Origin of the sequence: Halovivax ruber XH-70 (assembly GCF_000328525.1) — an archaeon.
GTDB classification, from domain to species: domain Archaea; phylum Halobacteriota; class Halobacteria; order Halobacteriales; family Natrialbaceae; genus Halovivax; species Halovivax ruber.
Map to the genome: position 1 here is coordinate 1,928,023 of NC_019964.1, position 23,503 is coordinate 1,951,525.

23 protein-coding genes are annotated in these 23,503 nt (G+C 64.0%); 13 read left to right on the plus strand and 10 right to left on the minus strand.

The window, feature by feature from the left end:
* The first annotated feature begins 64 nt into the window (after positions 1-64).
* The gene (locus tag HALRU_RS09145) at positions 65-1,015 is read left to right on the plus strand and encodes an AAA family ATPase (RefSeq protein ID WP_015301109.1); all 951 of its coding nucleotides are present in this window, start codon (positions 65-67) and stop codon (positions 1,013-1,015) included.
* Positions 1,016-1,085: 70 nt separating this feature from the next.
* The gene (locus tag HALRU_RS09150) at positions 1,086-1,637 is read left to right on the plus strand and encodes a hypothetical protein (protein WP_015301110.1); all 552 of its coding nucleotides are present in this window, start codon (positions 1,086-1,088) and stop codon (positions 1,635-1,637) included.
* 375 nt (positions 1,638-2,012) lie between these two features.
* Here the strand turns inward: HALRU_RS09150 and HALRU_RS09155 are convergent, their stop codons facing one another.
* From HALRU_RS09155 to HALRU_RS09185, 7 genes are all read right to left on the minus strand, one after another.
* Positions 2,013-2,975, minus strand: coding sequence for a zinc-dependent metalloprotease (locus tag HALRU_RS09155; RefSeq protein ID WP_148680487.1), 963 nt, complete (start codon positions 2,973-2,975; stop codon positions 2,013-2,015).
* 46 nt (positions 2,976-3,021) lie between these two features.
* Positions 3,022-3,312, minus strand: a complete 291-nt coding sequence (locus HALRU_RS09160) for a hypothetical protein (RefSeq protein WP_015301112.1) — start codon at positions 3,310-3,312, stop codon at positions 3,022-3,024.
* 54 nt (positions 3,313-3,366) lie between these two features.
* Positions 3,367-4,644, minus strand: coding sequence for a serine/threonine-protein kinase (locus tag HALRU_RS09165; protein WP_015301113.1), 1,278 nt, complete (start codon positions 4,642-4,644; stop codon positions 3,367-3,369).
* A gap of 39 nt (positions 4,645-4,683) precedes the next feature.
* A complete protein-coding gene (locus HALRU_RS09170; protein ID WP_015301114.1) occupies positions 4,684-6,432 on the minus strand; it encodes a PP2C family protein-serine/threonine phosphatase in 1,749 nt (582 codons plus the stop codon).
* An 8-nt stretch (positions 6,433-6,440) separates the two neighbouring features.
* Positions 6,441-7,694: a serine/threonine protein kinase gene (locus HALRU_RS09175; protein ID WP_015301115.1), complete on the minus strand. Its 1,254-nt coding sequence runs from the start codon at positions 7,692-7,694 to the stop codon at positions 6,441-6,443.
* A gap of 144 nt (positions 7,695-7,838) precedes the next feature.
* Positions 7,839-9,044, minus strand: a complete 1,206-nt coding sequence (locus HALRU_RS09180; protein WP_015301116.1) for a vWA domain-containing protein — start codon at positions 9,042-9,044, stop codon at positions 7,839-7,841.
* 173 nt (positions 9,045-9,217) lie between these two features.
* Positions 9,218-10,108 carry an FHA domain-containing protein gene (locus HALRU_RS09185; RefSeq protein WP_015301117.1) on the minus strand — a complete coding sequence of 297 codons (891 nt, stop codon included), beginning with the start codon at positions 10,106-10,108 and terminating at the stop codon, positions 9,218-9,220.
* Between the two features lie 401 nt (positions 10,109-10,509).
* On the opposite strand from HALRU_RS09185, the gene HALRU_RS09190 reads away from it, so the two are divergent.
* The 4 genes from HALRU_RS09190 (at position 10,510) to purF (ending at position 14,099) form a co-directional block, all read left to right on the plus strand.
* Positions 10,510-11,832 (plus strand): zinc ribbon domain-containing protein, encoded by a 1,323-nt coding sequence (locus HALRU_RS09190; RefSeq protein ID WP_015301118.1) that lies wholly within the window; start codon positions 10,510-10,512, stop codon positions 11,830-11,832.
* A 137-nt stretch (positions 11,833-11,969) separates the two neighbouring features.
* Positions 11,970-12,212 carry an LSM domain-containing protein gene (locus HALRU_RS09195; RefSeq protein ID WP_148680488.1) on the plus strand — a complete coding sequence of 81 codons (243 nt, stop codon included), beginning with the start codon at positions 11,970-11,972 and terminating at the stop codon, positions 12,210-12,212.
* Complete coding sequence (locus HALRU_RS09200) at positions 12,209-12,385, plus strand: 50S ribosomal protein L37e (protein ID WP_007704383.1); 177 nt, start codon at positions 12,209-12,211, stop codon at positions 12,383-12,385. The genes HALRU_RS09195 and HALRU_RS09200 overlap by 4 nt, the downstream gene beginning before the upstream one ends.
* Positions 12,386-12,587: 202 nt before the next feature.
* Complete coding sequence (gene purF / locus HALRU_RS09205; RefSeq protein ID WP_015301120.1) at positions 12,588-14,099, plus strand: amidophosphoribosyltransferase; 1,512 nt, start codon at positions 12,588-12,590, stop codon at positions 14,097-14,099.
* A gap of 56 nt (positions 14,100-14,155) precedes the next feature.
* Here the strand turns inward: purF and HALRU_RS09210 are convergent, their stop codons facing one another.
* Positions 14,156-14,722, minus strand: coding sequence for a DUF420 domain-containing protein (locus tag HALRU_RS09210; protein ID WP_015301121.1), 567 nt, complete (start codon positions 14,720-14,722; stop codon positions 14,156-14,158).
* A 203-nt stretch (positions 14,723-14,925) separates the two neighbouring features.
* Between HALRU_RS09210 and HALRU_RS15705 the strand changes: the two genes are divergently transcribed.
* The 5 genes from HALRU_RS15705 to HALRU_RS09230 all read left to right on the plus strand — a co-directional run bounded on the left by HALRU_RS15705 (position 14,926) and on the right by HALRU_RS09230 (position 19,128).
* Positions 14,926-15,063 carry a hypothetical protein gene (locus HALRU_RS15705; RefSeq protein ID WP_015301122.1) on the plus strand — a complete coding sequence of 46 codons (138 nt, stop codon included), beginning with the start codon at positions 14,926-14,928 and terminating at the stop codon, positions 15,061-15,063.
* Positions 15,064-15,240: 177 nt separating this feature from the next.
* Positions 15,241-16,584, plus strand: a complete 1,344-nt coding sequence (locus tag HALRU_RS09215; protein WP_015301123.1) for an alkaline phosphatase family protein — start codon at positions 15,241-15,243, stop codon at positions 16,582-16,584.
* 104 nt (positions 16,585-16,688) lie between these two features.
* On the plus strand, positions 16,689-17,156 hold the full coding sequence (locus HALRU_RS09220; RefSeq protein WP_015301124.1) for a DUF371 domain-containing protein: 468 nt from the start codon (positions 16,689-16,691) through the stop codon (positions 17,154-17,156).
* An 18-nt stretch (positions 17,157-17,174) separates the two neighbouring features.
* Positions 17,175-18,113: a cation diffusion facilitator family transporter gene (locus tag HALRU_RS09225; RefSeq protein WP_015301125.1), complete on the plus strand. Its 939-nt coding sequence runs from the start codon at positions 17,175-17,177 to the stop codon at positions 18,111-18,113.
* Between the two features lie 124 nt (positions 18,114-18,237).
* A complete protein-coding gene (locus tag HALRU_RS09230; protein ID WP_015301126.1) occupies positions 18,238-19,128 on the plus strand; it encodes an endonuclease III domain-containing protein in 891 nt (296 codons plus the stop codon).
* Positions 19,129-19,211: 83 nt separating this feature from the next.
* Here the strand turns inward: HALRU_RS09230 and HALRU_RS09235 are convergent, their stop codons facing one another.
* Positions 19,212-19,466, minus strand: coding sequence for a hypothetical protein (locus HALRU_RS09235; RefSeq protein WP_015301127.1), 255 nt, complete (start codon positions 19,464-19,466; stop codon positions 19,212-19,214).
* A 719-nt stretch (positions 19,467-20,185) separates the two neighbouring features.
* Here HALRU_RS09235 and HALRU_RS09240 point away from each other — a divergent pair.
* Positions 20,186-20,629, plus strand: a complete 444-nt coding sequence (locus tag HALRU_RS09240) for a PH domain-containing protein (protein WP_148680489.1) — start codon at positions 20,186-20,188, stop codon at positions 20,627-20,629.
* 30 nt (positions 20,630-20,659) lie between these two features.
* Here the strand turns inward: HALRU_RS09240 and HALRU_RS09245 are convergent, their stop codons facing one another.
* Complete coding sequence (locus tag HALRU_RS09245; protein WP_015301129.1) at positions 20,660-22,597, minus strand: beta-CASP ribonuclease aCPSF1; 1,938 nt, start codon at positions 22,595-22,597, stop codon at positions 20,660-20,662.
* A 320-nt stretch (positions 22,598-22,917) separates the two neighbouring features.
* Here HALRU_RS09245 and HALRU_RS09250 point away from each other — a divergent pair, with 320 nt between their 5' ends.
* Positions 22,918-23,418: a hypothetical protein gene (locus HALRU_RS09250; protein WP_015301130.1), complete on the plus strand. Its 501-nt coding sequence runs from the start codon at positions 22,918-22,920 to the stop codon at positions 23,416-23,418.
* Positions 23,419-23,503 lie beyond the last annotated feature (85 nt).

A 23,503-nucleotide genomic window follows, 5' to 3' on the forward strand; every position in this document is an offset into this window, starting at 1 on the left:
GTGACGAGGTGAGATTCTGCTCCGGGACCGCAAAAACTATCCGAGAAAGAATTAAGATACCAACATGGACGCCAACCAGGCGCACGACGAGTGCGAACGCGTTCTCGAGACGATCGGTGAGGCAATCGTCGCCGAGCGTCGCTTCTTCGAAGACATCCTCGTCGGAGTCGTCGGTCGGGGGCACGTGTTACTGGAAGACGTTCCCGGGACAGGAAAGACGCTGACAGCCCGGAGCGTCGCCACGGCACTCGGCCTCTCGTTTTCGCGCGTGCAGTTTACGCCCGATCTCCTTCCGTCCGACGTGACGGGCACGCACATCTACAACGAGAACGACGCCACGTTCGAATTCACCGAAGGGCCCATCTTCGCGAACATCGTGCTCGCCGACGAGATCAATCGCGCGCCACCGAAGACACAGGCGGCGCTCTTGGAGGCCATGGAGGAGGGGCAGGTGACCGTCGCCGGGGAGACTCGCGAACTCCCGAAACCGTTCTTCGTGATCGCCACGCAAAACCCGGTCGAACAGGAGGGAACGTTTCCCCTCCCCGAGGCACAGGTCGATCGATTCCTCGTCAAGACCTCGATGGGGTATCCCGACGAAGCCGGTGAGATCGAGTTGCTAGAGAGGCGAGCGAACCGGGACGCACAGAGCCCGTCAGTCGAGGAAGTGTTCGAACCGAGTCACGTTCGCGACCTCCGTCGCGCACCGGAGACCGTCGACACCGATCCCGACCTGCTCTCGTACATCGCGGCGATCGCTCGCCAGACACGAACCGACGGCCGCGTCGCCGTCGGCGTCTCCCCGCGTGGCACGCAGCGACTCTTCGAGGCCTCGCGAGCGTACGCCATCCTCCAGGGCCGCGATTTCGTGACCCCGGACGACATCAAGCGCGTCGCACAGCCGGTGCTCGCCCACCGGCTCGTCCTGACCCCCGACGCCGCCGTCAACGACGTCGAAAAGTCCCACATCATCGAGGGCGTCCTCGAATCGGTTCCCGTGCCGACGGTCGAGTGAGGACGCGCCGTACCGGCTTCGCTTCTCGGGATTCGATACGTTCATCCACCCAGCGGCGAAAGTGGATGGTATGCGGATTCGAGAGTGGAACGACCTGCTCGAAGACGTCAGCGACGAGTCGGCAGCCCCGGCAGACTGGCGAGCGATCGCCGGCGATCGGGCCAGCGGCGTCGGCGAGGACCTGTACCTCGCACACCCACAGGTCGGCGTCTACCTCCTCAAAACGTACGCCAAGAATCCCTACGAGGTTGGCGGCTACGGCGCCGAGGTCGCCAGATCACTCGACGACGAACTCGGCTCGTTCTTGCCGTCCGACGACGCAGACGGTCGGTTCGCCCTCCAGCAACCCCCTGACGACGAAGATCACGCCGAGACGGTGACGAACCGGCTACAGACGGTCGTCGAGACCCACCGTGACGCGCCGACCACTCCGAAAGACTTCTTCGACGACGTGATGGACGCACTCGAGAGTCCAGCCTTCGGACCGATGGAGTACGATCAGTTCGATCGGCCCGAGGAACTCGACGAACTCGCAGCCCGGTTTGAAGAGGCCGAATCGGTCCTCGACGCCGAACTTGACGAGCTCATCGAGGCGGACGACGTCGATCGCGGATTCATGTGACTGGGACCGACCGATCAGCGCCGACCAGCCGCTCGATCGATCACAGACCCAGCGCGATTCCAGAACGACTCCCGACGAATACCTGTGCTGTCCTTCAACGGCATCGATAACACACGCTCACAGGTGGTAGAAAACGGCAGGGAATGTACCCTGCCAGTGTCAGAGGCAGGCACCCCACTACTGGTGCCGTCTATCCCTACAGATCATGACCACGTAGTAGTATGGCCTAATCGTTTAGGACAGGTATGTGACGGCGTACCACGTGACCAGCCATGAACGAGGGCTGGATCTCGACGACAGTCCCGACCACTGGACTGGACAGATCGAACGGCGTTAGAACACGTGACACGCCAACTCAAGGGGCGCCGGTCGGCCTCAGCGCGTCTCGTCCATCCGATCGATCCACTGCGCCGGTGCGTCCAGTTCCGCTGCGGTCGGCAGCGCCTCCGGACCGTTCCAGACTCGACCGGCGAACGCGAGGTCGCGCTTCCTGGCTACCGTCTCGAAGAAGCGCTTGCCGCGTTCGTACTGTCGACGTTTGAGTCCGAGACCGAGGAGGCGCCGAAACAGACGCTGGAGTGGAGAGCCACCCTGGCGGCGGTCGTCGAGTTTTCGCCGCAAGTCTCCGGTCTCCTGATCGAACGCGTGGTCCATTAGCAGTTCGGCGTAGCCCTCGACGACAGTCATCGCAACGTCCAGCGTTTCGAACGCGTTCGCGTCGAAGGACCCCGACGAGAGCGTCCGGAGGCTCGTCTCGACGTGGCGTTCGAGGTGGGCAGACAGCCACGGTGCCGTCGCGAACTCCGCCGCGTGCGTGACCTCGTGAAACGCGATCCACCGGCGAAATCGATCGCGATCGAGGTCGAGTTGTTCGGCAACGCGGACGATGTTCGGGTGGACGAAGTACAGCGCGTGCGTTCGATCGGCAGACTCAGCGAGCAACAGCGGGTCGTACTGGCCGAGGACGTTCCGACCGAGATAGCCGAGCAAGACGGACATCGTTCCCGTGTTGATCGTCCTGGCGATACCGGGAAACGACCCGAGTTCGTGCTCGATTGGCGTCATCACGCGCTCGAAGGTCGTGACGTTCGCGTCGATCCAGTGATGGCGATTGTGGACGTCGATCGCGTCGGGAAGCGTCACGTCGACGCCGCCGACTCGCTCGATCTCCCGGCGGGCATCCCTGACGTCCGCCCTGTACCCCGCTCTGTCGGCCTCGTCTATGTCGAGCGAACCAGGTGGCGTCAGCGCCTTCGACGCCTCGGCAGCCGCTGTCCAGTCGATCGCGTGCTCGCCCGAGGCGCCGGCGACCGCCCGAGCACTCCGATACAGATTCACACGCGACATACGAAGCTACCGGGCAAAAGGGTTCGGCTCCCAGCGGTCAGTTGACGACGACGTCTCGCTCGTCGAACGAGTCGGGTTCGGACTCGTCACGTCGGTATCGACGAACGGCGACCGCGATGGCGATCATGGCGACCGCCCCCACGACCAGCGGACCCAGGCCGCGGCCGTCGTCGGCCGACTCCTCGTCCGCGGATTCGGCCTGCAGCGCGGTCTCGTCATCTGCCCGTGAGTCGTCCGAACTCGAACCCAGACCGGGGAGCGACTGCGGACCGAGCTGGTACTCGCCGTCGAAGTGCAACTCCAACAGAGTGAACGTTTTCTCACCCATACGTGGCCTGTCCACAGTCGGGCACTTAGCCGTTGTGTCGCCAAAATCGGTCGCTCAACGATCTGCCCCAAAGGTGAGGATGGGACTGTACTCCGGGCTTACGGGGGAAATCCTGGTTCCGTTCTCGAGTGACACGTGCTCGGGCGGCGATCGATCCGGCACCGACTCCCCGGCAGCACGTCTGCGCTCGATCCCGTCGGCAGCACAGACGTACCGCCACTCGCCGTCGATATCCACGTAGGTCCCGTTCACACTTCGGTCCACGTATCGCCAGCCACCTGGCGTCCACTCGATCGTCGCGTGCGTCGGTGAGAGATATCGCTCGACGTCGGGAAGGACGACCGCCGGTGACGCTCGATCGGAATCGATTCGACCAATCGCATCGCCCGAACGGACGGAAACGCTCACCCCGCTGTCCTCGTCGGTTAGTGTCGCCAGCCGGTCGGAGCGTCCGAGGATCGGTTCGAGCGCCGAGAGCAGTTCGATGGCGTCGTCGTAGCGATCCGCCGACCGGGGTTCGGTCGCGGTTCTGACGATCGTCGCGAGGTCGGCCGAACAGTCGGCACCGTGGGCCCAGGGGTCGAACGGCGTCCAGTCGACAATCCGTGAGGAATCGTCACCAACTGCCTGGGTATCGGCTGTCGAGTTATCACTAACTGCCAGGTCATCAGCTACCGTGTCGTCCGCGGCCGTGGTACCGGTAAGCACCGCCCAGATGAGCACTCCGAGCGCATAGACGTCCGACCACGGACCCGCCGGGTCGTCGCGAACGTCCGTCGGCGACAGTTCCGGCGGCTTGAACGGATCGTGATGAAACACCGTCGACGTCCCCTCCTCGATGGCGGCGGCGGAGTTGAGGTCGATCACCACGGGCGTTCCCTGCGGTCGAAGCAGGACGTTAGACGGTTTGACGTCCAGGTGCGCCACGCCGTTTTCGTGCAAGAAGGCGATCGCTCGACAGATCGGGGCGGCGAGTGATCGAACCGCGTCGGTCCCGGGGGAGCCAACCGGAAGTCGATCCGCGAGCGACCCGCCGTCGATCAGTTCGGTCACGACGAACCCGCCCTCGTCGGTGGTCGATCCGTCGACGAACCGGACGAGCGACCCGGGGATCGGCGTCTCGGCGAACCGACGAACCCACCGGAGTTCCCGGTCGAAGTGACGCCTGACCTGCTCGCGGTCGTGAATAGCGTCGTCCGCTCGCTTGAGGGCAACCGGGCGGTCTCGATCCAGATCCGTCGCTCGCCAGACGGTCGAGAGTCCGCCAGAATCGAGGCGAGCCTCCAATCGATAACGATCGGCGACGACCAACCCTGTCGGATCCGAACTCATTCGCACGACTCACCCTGGCGAACCGGTATCGACTCCATCTCAGACGATGAACTGTTCGAACGCCGATTCACCCGTCTCGTCGGGTCGATTCCGTCTGTCACGGGCGTCCGCCACGGAGCGGAAGAACTGGAAGGTAACCGTCTCGGTCGAGCGCGGATCCTGGAGCGTAAACGCCGTTCCGTCCTCGATCGTCGTCGTCGCCGAGATCGCCTCCTCGGCCGCCGCACCCGGGTCGAACCCGTGTTCGCGGTGGAGTTCGACACCCTCTGCGGAGAGCAACAGTACCCATTCACCGGGAGCGGCCTCGACGTACGTCCCGGAGGAACTCGAATCGCGAACCGTCCACGCGTCGGCGTCCTCGTCGTACCCGATCGTCGTGTGGGCCGGTTCGACGATCCCGTCCGGTCCGACGTCCAGTCCGATGTCCGGACCGTCGTCCGCCGTGTCAGTCACGCATCCGATCGTCACGCCGTCACCGACCTCGAAGACGCGGTCCTCACCGACGACGGCGATCGCGGCCGTCGGCGGCTCGCCGTCACACAGCGTCACGACGTGTTCGTCGGGAACGAGTGGATCGTCGTCAGCAGTCGAGGGAGCAGACGATTCAGGCGTACTCGAGGTATCCGTCGACGATTCGGGCGTGCCGGACGACGCCTCGGGGTCCGCCGACGCTTCGGCGATTGTGGCCGCTGTCGAGTCGCCATCACCGGCGGATCCACCTTCGTCGGACGCCGATCGGGCTGGTGATTCGATCTCCGTCTCCTGATCGACGAGACCCGGCGAATCGGATCCGATACCACGCGCCGGCGGTCGATCGGGTGTCTCGGCGGCGGCGGGATCGCTCGCGAGCGAGATGGAGAGGTTGTCCTTGCCGCCTCGATCGTTCGCGAAGTCGATCAGTTCCTCGACCGCGTCGGACAGATCGTCGGCACCGAGGACGATGTCGCGAATCTCGTCGTCCGTGACGAGCGTGTCACGAATGTCGGCCCGGACGGCCTCGGTGTCGGTGGCCGCCTCGTAGGCCGCCCGGAGTGGCGCGATGTCCGGGAACGCGTCGATCAGTCCGTCGCTCGTCAGGAGGATCACGTCGTCACGATAGACCGGAACCGACCCGAACTCGACGTCGACGCTTGGCTTGCCGTGGCCCGATCCGCCGACCGCGTTCGTGATCGCCGTCGCATCTTCGTGAACGCGCGCGTGCTCGTCGTGGTCGATTTCGCCTCGCTCCAGCAGGTCGTTCGTGACGGCGTGATCCCGCGTCAGCTGTTCGATCGTCTCGTGGTCCCGGTTGAGAACGTAGAGACGACTGTCGCCGACCCAGCCGTAGTGAAGGCGGCCGTCGGCGTACACGGCAGCCACGACCGTCGTCGCCGGCCGTGCACCGACGTCCCGCGCGTACTGCTGGACGTGTGCGTGCGCCTCGTCGATGGCCTCCTGGATCGCCGTCCGGATCCGGGACTCGGAGAGAGGTGACGTGCCGTCGTCGTCCGTCTCTGAGACGGTCGGCGGCGTCTCGTCGTAGGCGTCGATCGCGTATTGCTCGGGACGGTCGGTTCCGTCACCCAGCAGCGCCTCCGTCAGGTGCGCCCTGACGACCGACGTCGTCAGAAACGACGCGACGTCGCCGCTCGCTTCGCCGCCCACGCCGTCACCGAGGACGAAGAGGCCGACTGATCGACTCGTTCCCCGATGATGGTTCTCGAGGATGGTCGTCGCCACGCTGTCCTCGTTGATGCCGTTTGCCTCGCGCTTTCGTCTACCGATGTCTACCGTGCTCGCGTGTTCCATGATGTCGGTCAGATGTTGAATTGAACGTAGAATCGTTCGGGATAGCCCGGGCTGACGAGCGCGATGACGTCGCCGTCGTCGAGCCGGCGCGTCGACTCCAGATCGTCCGGGATCGATTCGCCCTTCTCTCGCTGGCGCTCCTGACCGGTCTCCGAGAGGAGCCGGTCCCACGACCGCTCGTCGCGCTTGCTGATGTACGTGCCGTTGAGACTCGTGTCGATCACGACCCAGTTTCCGTCCTCGTCGGTGTCGAACCGGCAGTGAACGGCCGAGAGCGCGCGGTGCTCGTCGTCGTTCAGCATGATCGACGGTCGGGGGCCGTCCCGGGTCCGGCGACCGATCGTGTCACCGGGGCTGAGTCGCCAGCGCGTGTCCTGCCCGAGCCACGAGAGCGAAGCCTGGGCTGGCATCGTCGAGTCACGCGTCTCCAGCGCCCGCTTCAGGACCGAGGCGTTCGGGTAGCGATCGGTCTGGTCGTGTTGAGTCGCCGTCCGGATGATCTCGTCCAGATACGGCGCGCCGTCGACCCCGAAGTCCCGTGGGGCGACGCCGTCGTCGTCCGGGACCCAGCCGACCTGGAGGAAGCAGAGGATCTTGCCGATGGAGTAGACGTCGCTCCAGGGCCCCTGTCGTTGCTCGGACCCACGATTCAGTTCGGGCGGTTTGAACTCGCCAGGGACCGTCGAATCGCCTTCCGAACTCGCCGACGGGTTGGAATGGGTACCGCTCGTGAACTCCGCGCCGCCCATCTCCGCGACGAACCCCTTCGCGGTCGTAAAGTCGATGAGTTTCGGCTCGTACGACCCGTCCAGCATGATGTTGTCCGGCTTGAGATCACGGTAGATGATATCGTGATCGTGCAGGAACGAGAGGGCGTCACAGATCCCGATCCCGATCTCCCGAACCTCGTCCGGATCGGTGATGGGATCTTCGTTTCTGACGACCGTCCCGAGCTCCTCGCCCTCGATCAATTCGACGACGAGGACGGAAGTCCCGAATCCCTCCTCGACGCCGTAGGCGGCCATGATGTTGGGGTGACCGCCTGCCGTTCGAATGTCGGAGAGAACCTCCCGCTCGCGCTGGAAGTACTTATCGACCAGCTCGGGTGGAGCGCTCCCCTTGTAGTTCGGATATTTGAGTGCGACCCGGGACCCGTCGGTCGTGTCCCGCGCCCGCCATACGACGCCGAAACCGCCGCGGCCGAGCTCCGTCTCGAGTTCGTACCGACCGGCGAGTTCGTCTCCAGCTGATGGTTCAGACATGGTATACGTGGAAATCTCGTCCGCGATCGCGTCGGCGACGTCGCCCGAGTCGACACCGGTCGACTCGTCCGCTGGCCAGAGTGGCCGAGTACGGTGACGAGCCGGGCAGGAGTCGTGGACCGGGAGACGGTCTCGAGCCGACGTTCAGTTGAACTGACTGTCGTCGAAGACGACGGTCGTGTTCTCCTGTACCTTTCGCGCTTCGCTCTCGTCACCCTGTTCGATCCGGGTGACGTTCTCGCGGAGGACGTCGGCGATCTCCGTCTCGCCCGTGATGACCTCCGTCTCGTCGATCTTCTCACGGACTTCCTCGAGTTCGCCCGGAGAGTCGGCGTGGGCGATTCGGGTCCGGAGATCCGTGTCGTGGTAGGCGAGCGTGACTTCGGTTTCGTGCTGGGAGAGTTCCTGCGCGTCGTCGGAGTAGGTCACGGAGAGCGCCGTCGAGGCGTCGACGGCATCGGAGTCGAGTTCGACGTCGGCGATGACCTGCTCGTCGCCGACCGTTCCCGGCGGGGCGTCCATCTTGAGGACGATCTCCTGCCGCTCTCTGTCCTGCAGGTCCGGGAGCCCAACGACGACGGAGCCGTCCTCCTCGTACTCGAGGTCGATCTGCTGGACCTGCGGGAGCCGGCGGAAGGCCATCCCGACCTCACAGCCCTCGATCGGGTCGATGACCAGTTCCGGATTGTTCGCGAGAACCGTGGACGCCTCCTGAACGACGTCGCCGAAGAACGAGCGAATGTCCGTCGGCTTTTCGACGTGCGCCCACCGCCCCTGGGAGTGTTCGCCGACGGTACGGATGACCTCCTTGCCGTAGTTGGTCCCGATCCCCGCGGAGTAGACGGAGATGCCAGCGGTCGCGATCGCCTTCGCGAGCGGTTCGAAGTCCGGCGGCTTCGCGCGCAGGTCTCGACCGTCCGAAAGCAGGAGGATGCGCTTCGAGATATCCTCGCTCCCGTCCAGTTCGACGAGCGACTTTCGCGCTTCTTCCAGACCGGCGTAGATGTCGGTCCCACCGCCCGTCTCGATGTTCTCGAGGCGTTCTTCCGCCTCCTCGCGCTCGATGTCGCCCCATCGTGTCGCGTCCATGATCACGTCGACCTCGTTGTCGAACGTGATGATGCTCAGGTAATCGTCGTCGTTCAACAGGCCGAAGACGAGTTTCGTCGCGTCCTGGACCTGATCCATCTTGCTGTAGGCCATCGAGCCGCTGCTGTCGACACAGAGCGCGATGTGGCGCTGGGCCGGCTGGTCCTGTGCGTCCGGTTCGATGAGTAGCTCGCAGGTGACCCCGCCCCCGTCTTCCGGCAGGTACGGTCGGTTCACCTTCGTGGATAGTTGCGTCGGCATTGTGACTGGTATATCGTGGCAGGAACGTCGGATAACTTTTTCGGAGCGTTCAGTTAGTGTGACACCACGGCAATCTGAAGCATCCGCTGCGCGTCGTCGGCCGCGGCACGTCCGCGATCGATCACCCCCAACGAGCCGACAGGAAGGTCGGTGTCGGCAGCGATCGATGGTGACTACAGTTCGACGGTGAGCTCGGCCCGTTCGGCGAGCGTGAGCGTATCACCGTCCTCGAGTTCGGCTTCGTCGCCGTCGAGATCCTCACCGTTCAGCGCCGTTCCGTTTCGGCTCGTATCCGTCACGGTGACGCCATCCTCGTCGACGGAGAACGTCAGATGGTCGCTCGAGATGTACGCGACGTCGTCCGAGCCGCCGCTCTCGTCGACGAGCGTCTCCAGCCACGGTTCGTCCTGGCGACCGAACGTGTCGCCGTCGTCGAAGTCGTACGATTCGCCCCCGAAGGAGAGCGTGACCGGTGCTGAGTCGGCCTCGTCGTCAGCACCGTCGTCTGCCTCACCGTCGTCAGCATCGTCCGCGTCGGCGTCTTCGTCGTCCGCGTCGGCGTCCTCGCCATCGGCCTCGTCCGACTCGTCAGCGTCTGGCGCTTCGTCCGCCGAATCGGTGTCGGCGTCCGCCTCCGCGTCGTCCGCCTCGTCGTCTTCGGCGGCTGCCGCACGGGCCTCGCCGAGATCGGTCCCGCAATCGGGACAGTACGATTCCGTCGAGACCGCCCGACCACAGTCGGGACAGGCGTCGAGTTCGCCATCTCCGTCGCCGTCGGTCACGGCATCATCGATGTCGGTCCCACAGTCCGGACAGTACGAGATCGAGTCGGACGACGCGGAATCGTCGCCCTCGGACGTCCCGTCATCCGCCGAGGCCGCATCAGCGTCACCGGCCGCCTCGTCGGTTTCGTCGCCAGTCGATCCATCGTCTTCGCTCTCTTCGTCGGTCGCTACTTCGAAGTCCGGGTGCGGTGTATCACAGTCCGGACAGAAGCCACCGTTTGGTGCGGGATCGAACGTCGTCTCACAGGAAACACACTCCAGGGTCGCATCATCTGACATAGTAGGTAGACGCGTTCACAGTCACTATAGAAAAAAGTATTGTCGACTCACTTTATATTGTACAACGGTTCGGCCGGAGTCCGTTGGAGACACAAACGGTGGTATCGGTCCGTACGGAGCCATACTCGCCGACTCCGACGTCACAACGAGGGGCTCGCCGCCACTCGAGGTGCTGACAGGTCGGGGATGCGATCCCACAGCAATTTCGCGCTGTCATTGCAGCCAACACGGAGGGTCGTGCACCAGCTCCAGGGGGCGAGAAATTCAGAGGCGAGAAACCACACCAGCAAAGAAATCACGTCGAGTGGGGAGTTACGTCAGAACCGTGACCAACGGAGTCTCCGTTCGACTCGCAACCGGTCACGAAACTATTTATCTGAGAAGTCCAATGTCAACCCTGAATGGACGTTCCAGAACGGGCCATACGTGCCCACGTCACCCTCAGTTTCTACGAAGTGGCTGTGGTCCCGCTTTCGTTTCTGGCAGTATTCTTCGCGTTGCTCCTCGCCGGCGGCGTTCTGTCGGGGGTCGGGATCGCTGGCGACGCGCTCGCCATCGGATCGACCGCGCAGTCTGTCTTACGGGTGGCCGTCGTCGTCGCGACGGTCGGCTCGCTGAGCGCGCTCGGTGGGGTCGTCGTTCGACTGTACCAGGGCATCTTCGATCGGTCGTTCGGTTCACTCGCCCCGCTCCGGCTCTGTGCGATTCCGCTGGTGGCACTCGTCGGTGCCCTCGGCTACGGCATCGCGTCCGGGGGGCCGATCACGGCGCCGTGGTGGATCGCCCTGATCGCCATCGTCAGCGCCCACGCGCTCGTCTTCCGATCGATCGCGGTGTTCTCGATGCTCGATCACGCGAAACGAACCGGCTCGCGCGTGGGCACGATCGCCGCAGTGCCGGCCGTGCTCGCGCTCGTCACGGTGATCACCGAGCAGGTACTAGGCGCGGGAATGAACGCGGGCGGGACGCTGGTCGTTTCGACCCTGGACGCCACCGGAATCCCGCAGGCACCGGCCACGCTCCTGCTGGCTCCGATCGCCGTCGGCAGCGTGTACGGACTCACGACCCGGGAAGAGACGGTATCGACGGACACCGTCCGACTGTCGCTGCCGTTCGAGACGGATCGGTCGCTGCTCGACCGACTCCGGCCGTCCGGCGAGTCGACGCACCCGTCGAGAGCGTCCGGCGAATCGTCGGTTCGCAACCGTTCTGGCGAGGCACCACCGCCGTCGAGCCCACACGCGAGTAACACGACCGGACGGTCGAACGGATCGACTCGGAACCGCTCGAACCGATCGGTCTTTCGGGGTGGCTCCAGCGGGGCAGATGGGACGGAAGACTCGTCGTCCGCAGCCAACGCCGCTGACTCGTCCGGAGGCACGTCGAACGCATCCGACGACGCGGCACAGACATCCGGGAATGGGTCGGCAGCATCGACCTCGGCACCGCCCGAGTCGGGTGGAGCGGGTGAGGAGTCGTCGCCCGACCCAACCGACGCCGAGGAGCAGGAAGCGACCAGTGAGGCGAATACCGAATCTGGGCCGGCTACGAACGGGTCGGGCACGGAAACACGTATTTTCACGGATGATTTCGGCGAGTACGCGGGTGCCAGCGGCGAGAGCGCTTCTGCCGACACGGACCCCGAAACGTGTCCGGAGTGTGCAACCGACCTTCCAGCCGACAGCGTCTACTGCCCGAGCTGTGGGAACGAAATTCGCACCTGAGTCCGGAACGCCGCGTTCGAAACGGCCGGAGAGAGTGAGGGTGGTGGAAGACGCTGGAGTAAACAGCGAGGCGGTCGGCGATGGTGATCGGTGCGCCGACCGATATCGTTAAGTGGGGCGTGACTGGCCTCTTTCGTATGAGTGGACGACCGCTGGACGTTCTCGAAGCCGCCCTCGGCGACCGAGTTCGCGTCCATCTGAAGACCGGAACAGAATACGTCGGTGAACTCGCCGGATACGATCAGCACATGAATCTGGTCCTCGAGGAGGCCGAGCGGACGGCGACCAGCGAGACGACACCGGCCAATGGCGACGAGGAGACGTCGAGTCAAGACACAACGATTATACGCGGCGATAACGTCGTTTCGATCAATCCATGACTGGTTCAGGAACCCCGAGTCAAGGCAAGAAGAACAAGACCGTTCACGTGAAGTGCCGACGATGTGGTGAGGCCTCCTATCACACGAAGAAGGAGCGCTGCTCGGCCTGTGGGTTCGGAAAATCGGCCTCGCGCCGCGACTACGCCTGGGAAGGCAAAGCTGGCGACAACTGATCGGTTTTTTCTCGTTCGTTCGATTTCGACACCCGGTGCAGCGCTGAGACACAAGCGGCGCGATCGTCTTCCAGGGTCGTTGGACCAGGCGGGCAGAGACGGACCCACGAAGTGCACCGCCCCGATCGGCACGAATTCGCGCGATCCCTGACCACGGCGAAAATACGGACTCTTTTATCGGGTGGAGGCCCAAGCGGTGTGTATGACTGACGGGCGGGGCGAGACACCCCTCCGGAACGGACCGACGGAGAAGTGCGGCGTCGTCGGCGTCTCACTCGACGGCCGATCGGCGGCACGGCCGCTGTACTACGCGTTGTACGCGTTACAACACCGCGGACAGGAGTCTGCTGGAATCGTCACTCACGACGGCTTCCAGCAGCACAGCCACGTCGAGATGGGGCTCGTCGGCGACGCGTTCGACGAGGGAGACCTGGACGGCTTGACCGGCGAAGCCGGCATCGGGCACGTCCGCTACCCCACGGCCGGGAGCGTCGACAAGGGCTGTGCACAACCCTTCTCCGTCTCGTTCAAGAGCGGGTCGCTCGGCCTCTCGCACAACGGCAACCTGGTCAACGCGGACGAGATCCGCGAGGAACTCGCCGGACTCGGCCACGCGTTCACGAGCGACGGCGACACCGAAGTGATTGCTCACGATCTGGCCCGGAACCTTCTGGAATCGGACCTCATTCGAGCGGTCAAGCGCACCATGGGTCGGATCCACGGCTCCTACGCGCTCACGATCAGTCACGACGACGTCGTTCTCGGCGTGCGCGACCCGGAGGGGAATCGACCCCTCTGTATCGGGAAGTTGGACGACGGCTACGTCATCGCCTCGGAGTCGGCGGTGATCGACACGCTCGACGGCGAACTGGTCAGGGACGTCCGCCCGGGCGAACTCGTCGTCCTGGAACAGGACGGCTCCGGGTTCGACTCCTATCAGCTCGTCGAGCGCGAGCACACGGCCCACTGCTTCTTCGAGCACGTCTACTTCGCCCGCCCCGATTCGACCATCGACGGAACGCTCGTCTACGACGCGCGACGGGACCTCGGGCGCAAGCTCTGGGCGGAAAGCGGCGTCGAAACCGACGTCGTGATGCCGGTGCCGGACTCGGGCAGGGCCTTCGCCAGCGGCTACGCCGAGGCAGCCGGCGAGACGACGGCCGATGGCGCGCCACGCGACGATGACGACGATGGCCCCGAATTCGCCGAGGGCCTGATGAAGAACCGGTACGTCGGCCGGACGTTCATCATGCCGACACAGGACGAACGCGAGCGCGCGGTTCGGCTGAAGCTCAACCCGATCAAGAGTACCGTCGAGGGCAAGTCCGTGACGCTGATCGACGACTCGATCGTCCGCGGGACGACCTCGACGCAACTCGTCGACCTACTCAAAGACTTCGGCGCCACCGACGTCCACATGCGAATCGGCGCTCCGGCTATCGTCGCCCCGTGTTACATGGGGATCGATATGGCGACGCGCGAGGAACTGATCGCGAGCGACAAGTCGGTCGACGACATCGCCGAGACGATCGACGCCGACAGTCTGGCGTACCTCTCGACCGATGCGGTTGCGGCAGCGCTAGAGACCGGCCGATCCGACCTCTGTCTGGGCTGTGTTACCGGCGAGTATCCATACGATATCGACGGCGAAGCGACGGATCGGGACGTGACGCGGCCGGAGATCGACGGACAGGCAATGGGCGCCGACGACTGAGACGTCCGGCAGACACAGCACAGTATCGACGGCAGTTTTCCACGACGAACGTCGGTCTATCCGTAGACGACCCTGCCGAGGAGATACACGACGATGCCGAGAGAAAACGAGATTATCCACAGCGATGCGGCCACGCGACCAACCTTCGCGTGCGCCGTCTCTCGGAGGCCACGCACATCGTGGCTCACGGCCAGTCCAAGCGTGTAGTACAGCAGCGGAATGCAGACGATCGCGAGTCCGACGTGACCGATCAGGACGGGCAGGTAGACGAATTGGAAGATCTCGTCGGGACCGGCGAACGACGCGGCCCCGCCGGTGACGACGAGCCGGTAGAGGTACAGGGTGAGAAAGGTCACGAACAGCCCGACCGCCGAACCCATCGCCCGACGGTGGGTCCGAACGCGACCGCGGCGAATCGCCCGCCAGCCGGTGGCGATTGTCACGATCGCGATCGCGCTGATGAAGACGTTGACCGTTGGGATCGCCGCCAGGACGGCCTCCGGTGGCGCGGGAAGGACGGACGAGGGAACGTATCCACCCGCTGCGGCGAAGACGATGGCCAGCGAGACGGCCGACAGCACGCCAGCAACGAGCGGAACACGATCCGGTGAGAGTGTTGCCATCGATCGAACTGTCGCGGCGGAACCGCCTTAGCAATTGGTGTTCGACGACGGAGAACGTGGCCACGGAGGTCTCCAACCAGCTTCCGCCACTGACTGCAGTGAGCTTCGAACTGACCAGATACTCGGCAGTTATCGCCGCCGTTCGCCACATGCATTATGAGCATGGGTAATCTTTTGAGTGGTGCGTGCGTACCTGACTATGTATGGCTACCAGTGAGCGGTCCCCACGGTCGACCCACGAACCCGACTCGCGAACGGCCCCCAGCGACGAGGGCGCCGGTATGGCCCACCTGACGGTCGTCCCGACCAATCTGGACGACTCAGACGCCGAGCGGGAGTAACGACCGTCGATCGACGCGCTCGGAAGTTGCGTAATCGAACGCCAGCCACATACTCGGCGGACGATCCTCGGATAGCCCACCGTTCTCGGACACAGCACCGTTTCCGGAAACAGCGCTATTCTCGTACACAGTGTGGAGAGACGAACCTTCTTGTATCCGGTCAGACTACCGTCCCCCATGGGTCTCTTCGACCGGTTGCGGGGGGAGGACGACCCCCGTGTCGCCTTCATCGGTGTCGACGGTGTGCCGTACAGTCTCCTCGCCGAGCATCCAGAGAGGTTTCCGAACTTCGCCGCGCTCGCAGCCGAGGGGACTGCGGGGGAGATTTCGAGTATCGTTCCGCCGGAGTCGAGCGCGTGCTGGCCGGCGCTGACGACCGGCGTCAATCCCGGTTCGACGGGCGTCTACGGCTTCCAGGACAGGGAAGTCGGGACGTACGAGACGTACGTTCCGATGGGCCAGGACGTCCAGGCGACCCGTATCTGGGATCGGGTCACCGACGCCGGCCGGAACGCGACGGTGCTCAACGTCCCAGTGACGTTCCCCCCGCAGCGAAACGTTCAGCGAATGGTCTCGGGGTTCCTCTCGCCGGAGTTAGATGCCGCCTGTCACCCGGGTTCCGTGCAAGCCGACCTCGATGCCATGGACTATCGCATCGACGTGAACCCGAAACTCGGTCACGACGAGGATAAAACTGCCTTCATCGAGGACGCCCACGAGACGATCGACGCCAGGTTCGAGGCGTTCTCACACTACATCCAGAAGGACGACTGGGACCTCTTCATGGGCGTCTTCATGACGACCGACCGAGTCAACCACTTCCTCTTCAAGGACTACGAACGTGACGGGGAATACGCCGAGGAGTTCCTCGCGTTCTACGAAGTCGTCGACGAATACATCGGTCGCCTGCGTGAGATGCTTCCGGACGACGTGACGCTCATCGTCGCCTCCGATCACGGCTTTACGAGCCTCGACCACGAAGTCCACTGCAATCGGTGGCTCACCGAAGAGGGCTGGCTCACCTACCGAACGGACGAACCCGAGGGGTTAGACGACATCGCCGACGACACGCGCGCGTACTCGTTCATCCCCGGCCGGTTCTACCTCAACCTCGAGGGGCGCGAGCCACGAGGATCCGTCTCGCCCGAGGACTACGACGACGTCCGCGACGAACTCGCCGAGCAACTGCGCTCGCTCACCGGGCCGGACGGCAACCCGGTCGTCGATCGCGTCGTCGAGAAGGAGACCGCGTTCCGGGGCGACCACGACGAGATCGCTCCAGATCTCGTCGCGATCCCCGCGAACGGATTCGACCTCAAGTCGGGCTTTGCGAACGAGGGCCCCGTCTTCGACACCGGCCCCCGAAACGGGATGCACAGCTTCGACGACACGTCGCTGTACATCGACGACCCGGACGTCGAGATCGACGACGTCGACCTCTTCGACATCGCTCCGACGATCCTCGAGTATATGGATATCGAGTATCGACGAGGCGACTTCGACGGCGCGAGCCTCGTCTGAGCCGCTCACACCGGATCATCCGCTCACACCACAACCAAACCCACAGCGAGCCGGTTCTACCCAGCATCGATTCCGTTTTCACCCCCACGCTCACCCGGTTACACATGACCGAACAGGCGGACGCGTTCGACGACGACCGATACACAGAAGTCATCCACGCGTGCGGCCACGAGCACGTCAGCGGCGAGCACGCCAGTACGTTCGAGGTCTCGACTGACGACTTTCTCACCCCGGCTGGTGACTGTATTCTCGCGATCGAAGCCGACCGCGCGCCGGCAGAGTTCGACTCGGACTTCGTCGCCGCGTGCCAGGACGCCACCGCGACGATCACGATGAGCATCACTGCTGGCGGTTCCGAGACGACGATCACCGGCCGGGGCGATCCACGACTGACCTTCGAGAGCGAGCGAAGCGCCGTCGGTCGGACGAGCGACTACGTCGACGACAGGACGATTATGCTAGACGCCGATCGAGCGGCGGGCGACGTAGATCGAGAACTGATCGATGCGCTGGCCGACGGCGCCGACGCGCGGGTCGTACTCGCAGTCGAAGACGGGAACACTGAAGCATAGCGCGTCGCTACGACCGGTATGAGCGAGGCTGTCGATCGGCGGCGGTTCGCCCGGGCGGCCTGGGTGAACGTCCTTGGCAACGCGGCGAAGATCGTCGTCGAGGGAATCGCTGGCCTGGCGTTCGGCAGTGTCGCGCTCCTCGCCGACGCGGCGCACTCGGTGGGCGATCTGGTGGCGAGCGTAGTCGTCCTCGTCTGGGGCGATACGCGGTTTCAGGACCCCGACGACACCCATCCACACGGCCACGCCCGAATCGAACCGCTGACGGCGCTGTTCGTCGGCGCGACGATCGTCGTACTCGGGGGAAGTCTCCTTTTGGAATCCGCACAGGGCCTCCTCGAGGGAGAGAGTGCGACCTTCAGCTACGTCCTCCTCGGCGCGCTCACCTTCGCGATGGTGCTCATGTACGCCACCTATCGCTACACCGAGCGCGTCAACGCGACCATCGACTCGACGGCACTCGCCGCCCTCGCCGCCGACTGCCGGAACGATATCTACACGACGATCGCCGCCTTCGTCGGGATCTTCGGGCTCATGATCGGCTACGAACCGCTCGATCCGATCGCCGGCGGCCTCGTGAGTTTCCTGGTCGTCTATCAGGGCGTCTCGATCGCGCGTGAAAACGTCGGCTACCTGGCCGGCGCCGCCGCCCCGGCTGACCACCGCGCCGAGATCACGGACCGACTCCGAGAACACCCCGCCGTCGAAGGGGTTCACGACCTCGTCGTCTACTACGACGGCACGGTCCTCGAAGTCGAGGCACACGTCGAAGTCGACGGCGGGCTGACGCTCAGAGAGGCCCACGAAATCGAGACAGACCTCGTCGAGCGCGTCCGCGCCCTCGAAGCAGTCGGCGACACGCACATCCACCTCGATCCATCGGGGATGGGCGAGTGGAAAGACGCGACCGACGGCGGGTGGACGGCGGAAGAGTCTCCGCATCCCGGTCGCTCCTGACCAGCTGGTACCGGCCTGGCCACCGACCGGCGCGCCGACGGGCGATGCGAAACCGGTCAGCCGATCGGACACCGACGGTCCGGTGACCGCAGGGCATTTCTTCAGTCCGTGCCTCTCGTCGGGCATGAGCGAGGAGTCCGACGGTGACCCCGCGGACGCGGACGAACCCACCGTCAACATTAGCGGTGGCGCCAGCGGCGGTGGTGCGGCCGCGACGTTCGATCCGGGGACGGCCGACTCCCGGGCGGAGCGGGTCGTGGATCGCCTCGGCGAACTGTACTGGCAGAAGACCTACGGCGGGCAGGACGCCTTCACCTGCCTCGTCCGAACGATTCTGAGCCAGAACACCAGCGACGTGGCGAGCCAACCGGCCCACGACGCGTTGATCGAGCGGTACGGGCCCGACGGCGGGGAGGCCGACGAAAACGGCCACGAGGGGGCAACCGACGGCGAGACGGAATCCACATCCGATCTCGCGGCAACGTTGGCCGATGCCGATCGCGAAGAAATCGCCGAGACGATCAGCGCTGCCGGACTCTACAACCAGAAGTCCCGGATGATCCAGGAAGCGGCCGAGTGGGTTCGCACGGAGTTCGGAACGGCACCCGCGTTCGACGCGTACGTCAGAGAAACGGCGCCGGCCACGGTCAGAGACGAACTCCTGTCCGTCCACGGCGTCGGGCCGAAGACAGCCGACTGCGTGTTGCTCTTCGCCGGTGGGCAGGACGGAGTCTATCCCGTCGATACACACGTCCACCGGATCAGCCGCCGGCTCGGCATCGCCCCACCCGAAGCGGGTCACGAGGGCGTCCGCGAAGCGCTCGAAACGACCGTCCCGGGCCCAAAATGCGGCTTCGGTCACACGGCGATGATCCAGTTCGGTCGCGAGTACTGCACTGCTCGCAAACCAGCGTGCCTCGATGGCACCGAGGCCTGTCCGCTCGCCGGGGAGTGCGATCGGGTCGGCGTCGATATCGAGGCTCAGTCTGTGGTCGATCCAGCAGAGGCGGACTGACGCAGGGTCGGGTTCTGCCACCGCAACGGAACGGCTGCCGTCCCCACGCTAGTACCGGTGTCGCACCGCGGTACTGACCGTTCCTAGCCGCCAATCGGCTCCTCACCGCTTCCAGCGCGCGCCTTCAGCCGAGCAGAAAACTCGGAGAGGTTCATCGCGGCTGCACAGTCCGGGCAGCAAAATCGCTCCGCGGTCTGGTAGTCGCGCGAAAGCGCGGTCGGTGGCTGGGAGACGAGCCGAAAGAGCCGCGCCGGTGCCACGTCGCGATCACACCGATAGCACTCCCGGTCGTGAGTCGAATCGCCGGGCCCGTCGCTCGTCCGCTCGACGGATTTCATCCGAGTACCCCGCAGTCCGACAGTTCGAACTGATCGAAGCGACTCGGCCCCCCATCCCCGAAAACGAAGGTGAACGACGGGTAGCGATACGACTCTCTAGGCAACGGGCGTGCGAGACCTTTTTGTCTCGATGGTGTCTTTCGGAACATGGCTGACGAAAACCCCACATAGGGTTTCGGAAGCCACGTCTCGGGTGCCTAAACACCCGGGGCATTTCTACCCCAATCGAGTCCGTGGCTTCCGTGTGTATTATTGACTCGATGTATAATATAGTTACTGGTTGTGGTGTGAAAACAATAGTGGATGGCGAAGTGAACCCGCCAGGCCTCACTTCGGTAGCCCTGCCCAGTGGTTCGATCGGGTAATTCGATTTACTACAGGCGCTCGAATGTGTAGCGGTCGGGACTCACTGCTAGAGACGATCGTAACGTTACTCGTCCTCAGCCGCATGTCGAGCAGGTGACTCCTGTAGAAGGAGTAATCCCAGTCTCCGATCGGTCGATCAGACTGGACAACCATGGCTACCCGGTATTACCCGCCCTCGCACCAATATGCCCACCCCAATAGTTTAGAAAACAAAACACATCGGCAAAAACACTTTTTATAGTAAAGGGAAGATCCGTATCCGGATGTCGAAAGCAAAATCAGCAGGCGGGGGACCGGGAAGTTTCGAACAATCGGGCACGGGACGGGAACAATACCTTTTCGATGGTGAAGATGTGCTGATCGATGCACGACCGGCGTGGACCGCGTGGATGGTCCACCTCGTCGTCGCGATCGTCGCCGGTCTCGGCGGGCTCCTCGCCGACGAATCCGGGATGCAGCTCTTCGGCATCTTGATCGCGGCGGCGATCGTCGGCTACGTCTGGTTTCAGCGCAAGAAAGTCCGGTATCTCGTGACCGACAGGCGAATTCTCGTCGTAACGGGAATCAGTTCCAGATCGACGAACGAGGCCTGGATGGTCGACGTCCGCGGCATGCAGACCGGCGCCTCGTTCATGGAGCGACTGCTCGGGCACGGCCACATCACGGTCTCGACCGATATCCTCTCCCAGGGATCACTGCTCGCCAGCCGGCTGAACGGGATGACTCTCGGCGGCATCAGTAACTACGAGGATGTCGCCGCTGTGATCAGAAAGCGACAGGCCCAGGAAAAGCACTAGCGTCGTACGGCGGCTTCGAGACCGAGCGAATTACAGGAACCGGAACGTCTCCAGATTTTTCGGCGCGAACGTCCGCATGTTGTAGTCGTGGTACAGCGCCGAGGAGAGGTCCTGCACGGACCGTTCGTCCCCGTGGACACAGAGGACTTTCTCCGGGCGCGGGTTCATCGTCTTCACGAAGTTCTCGAGGCCGGCGCGGTCGGCGTGGCCGGAGAACCCGTCGACGGTTTCGACGTTCATGTTGAGCGAGAGGGTACCGCGGCCGCCGCCACCGTTGTCGTGGCGACCGATGTCGGAGACGGGAATCTCGTCCCAGCCGTTCTGGATGCGCCGACCGAGCGTCCCCTGGGCCTGATAGCCGACGAAGGTCAGCGTCGAGTCCGGATCGGGGCCGATGTGGCTGAGCCAGGACATGATCGGGCCACCGGTGACCATCCCCGACGTCGAGAGGATGATACACGGCTCACCGTCGGCGACGTCCTGGCGTTCCTCCTCGCCGCCGTCGATGTGGTTGAACTGCTCGGCGAGGAACGGGTTCTCGTCGTCGTGGAAGATGCGATCCCGGAGGTCGTCACGGAGGTACTCGGGATAGGTGGTGTGGATGGCCGTCGCCTCCCAGATCATCCCGTCCAGATGAACCGGCATCGTCGGAATGTCGCCCTCGCGCATCGCCTCCTCCAGAACGAGCATGATCTCCTGGGAGCGACCGACGGCGAACGCCGGGATGACGACCTTGCCGCCACGCTCGTAGGTTTCGTTGATCACCTCCGTCAGGTTTCGCTCCGAGTCAGCCTGGTCGGTCTGGTAGTCGTTTCGCCCGCCGTAGGTTGACTCGAGAACGAGCGTCTCCACGCGCGGGAAGTCGTTGACGGCGCCGTTGAACAGCCGGGTGTCTTCGTAGTGGATGTCACCGGAGAAGGCGACGTTGTAGAGGCCGTCCCCGATGTGGAAGTGCGAGACCGCCGACCCGAGGATGTGGCCCGCGTTGTGGAACGTGAGCTTGACGTCCGGCGCGATGTCGGTGACGTCGCCGTACTCGAGGGGGATGCAGTGTTTGATGGCCTCGCGAACCTGCTCTGACTCGTACGGTGGCGTGCGGCCTTCCTTGGCTGCGACGTCCAGGTAGTCGAGCGTGAGCAGGCCCATGAGGTCGCGAGTGGGTTCCGTACAGTAAATCGGCCCGTCGTAGCCGTATTTGAAGAGAAGCGGGATGAGCGCGGAGTGGTCGAGGTGGGCGTGGGTCAGGACGACCGCGTCGATTGTCTGGGGACCGGCACCGAGCGCCTCCGGCGCGTGAAGGTACGGCACTTCGCCTTCGGCACCCGGTTTGTCCCCACAGTCGATGAGGATCCGGGTTTCGGGTGTCGACAGGATGAACGCTGCCCGGCCGACCTCGCGGCTACAGCCAAGCGTCGTGATGCGGACGTACTCGTCGTCCGACATCTCTTCACGGTGGATCTGTCGGCCAACTCGTTCGAGAACGTCACGGCGTTCGTCGCGTTCGTGTTTCAGGAAATTCCTGACGTTCGAGACCGTCGAGGATTCGATCGGCGGCGTTCGGACGACTTCGGGCGTCCAACCGACGGTCTTGGTGATCTCGCGGAGCGTCGAGCCGTGGCGACCGATTACCATGCCCGGCTTCGCCGCTTCGATGACCACCTCGCCGGTATCGGCGTGGAAGTCCAGATCTTCGACGCCGGCGTCGTCCGGGATCACGTTCATGATCTGCTCGCGAGCTTCTTCCGGTCGGGAGAGGACGCTCGGATCCGGTCGCACGGTGATCCGCTTGCGGAGTTTGCTCGCCAGTTTCCGAACGAGGTCTCCCTCCTGGGCGAACTTTTTCGGATCGTGCGTGTAGACCACGAGTTCTGGGCCTTCGTACTTCACCGACGACACCGAGATATCGCTCGGCAATTCGCTGGTGATCTCTGCTTTCAGATCGTCGAGTTGCTGCTCTACAGTACTCATAATCGCAGGTGGTCGGTTCGCCGGAGGTGGGAAACGACAGTGGACGAGGCGGCCCGTCTGTGGGCCGAATCGGCGTGACGCCGCGACACAACGTCTACGGACGTGACGCCGCTCTCTGGCCTCGCGGACGAGGCCGGTGTCACCACGGGACTGTCGGACCAGTACATCGTGTCACGACTGTCGTTGGATGACGAAGACGCCCACTGGATTCCGATCGACACGGGAGGACTCCAGCGAGAACCCGCTTACTCCGAGATACTCAATCCAGCGTATAAAAGCCTTCGCAAACGTCAGGGTCCGTCGCACCTAACCGGTGGCACATGGACCTCACACCGGAGCGTGTGGCGGCGGAACGTGACTGGGTACGCGATCGATCGGATCGCATCGTCCCGTTGATCAACGACGTTCGATCGGCCCTCGCGACCGAGTTCGACACCACTGTCGACCAGGTCACGGCCACGCAGTACCGTGCTGCCGTCGACCAGGTGTTCGCCGATGGCGACCTCGCCGTGAACGTCGCCGCACTCGTCGCCCTCCTTCGTGAGATCGACGTCGAGGGTGACTATCCGGGCTTCGTCGTCGACGAGTTACTGGGCCGCGAACTGGCAGCCACGATCGGCGGAACACAGCCGTTCAGAACGCTGGGAGAGGCGACGTTTCACTACGCCGACGTCGGAGTCCACGGTGAGGGGGACGAGCCAGCTGGACTCGACGACCTGGACGCGGCACTGGCAGCGGGCTTCCAGGAACGAATTCCGGGCTGGCCCTGGACGGACGAACCGAGTCCGTTCAGTATCGAACCACCGCAGGAGGATGACTGAGCGGACATCGACGAGTGACGGCTGGGCGGACCCCGAAGAGCGAGGACTGAGCGGGCCCCGATTTCGGCCCAACAGATCACACATC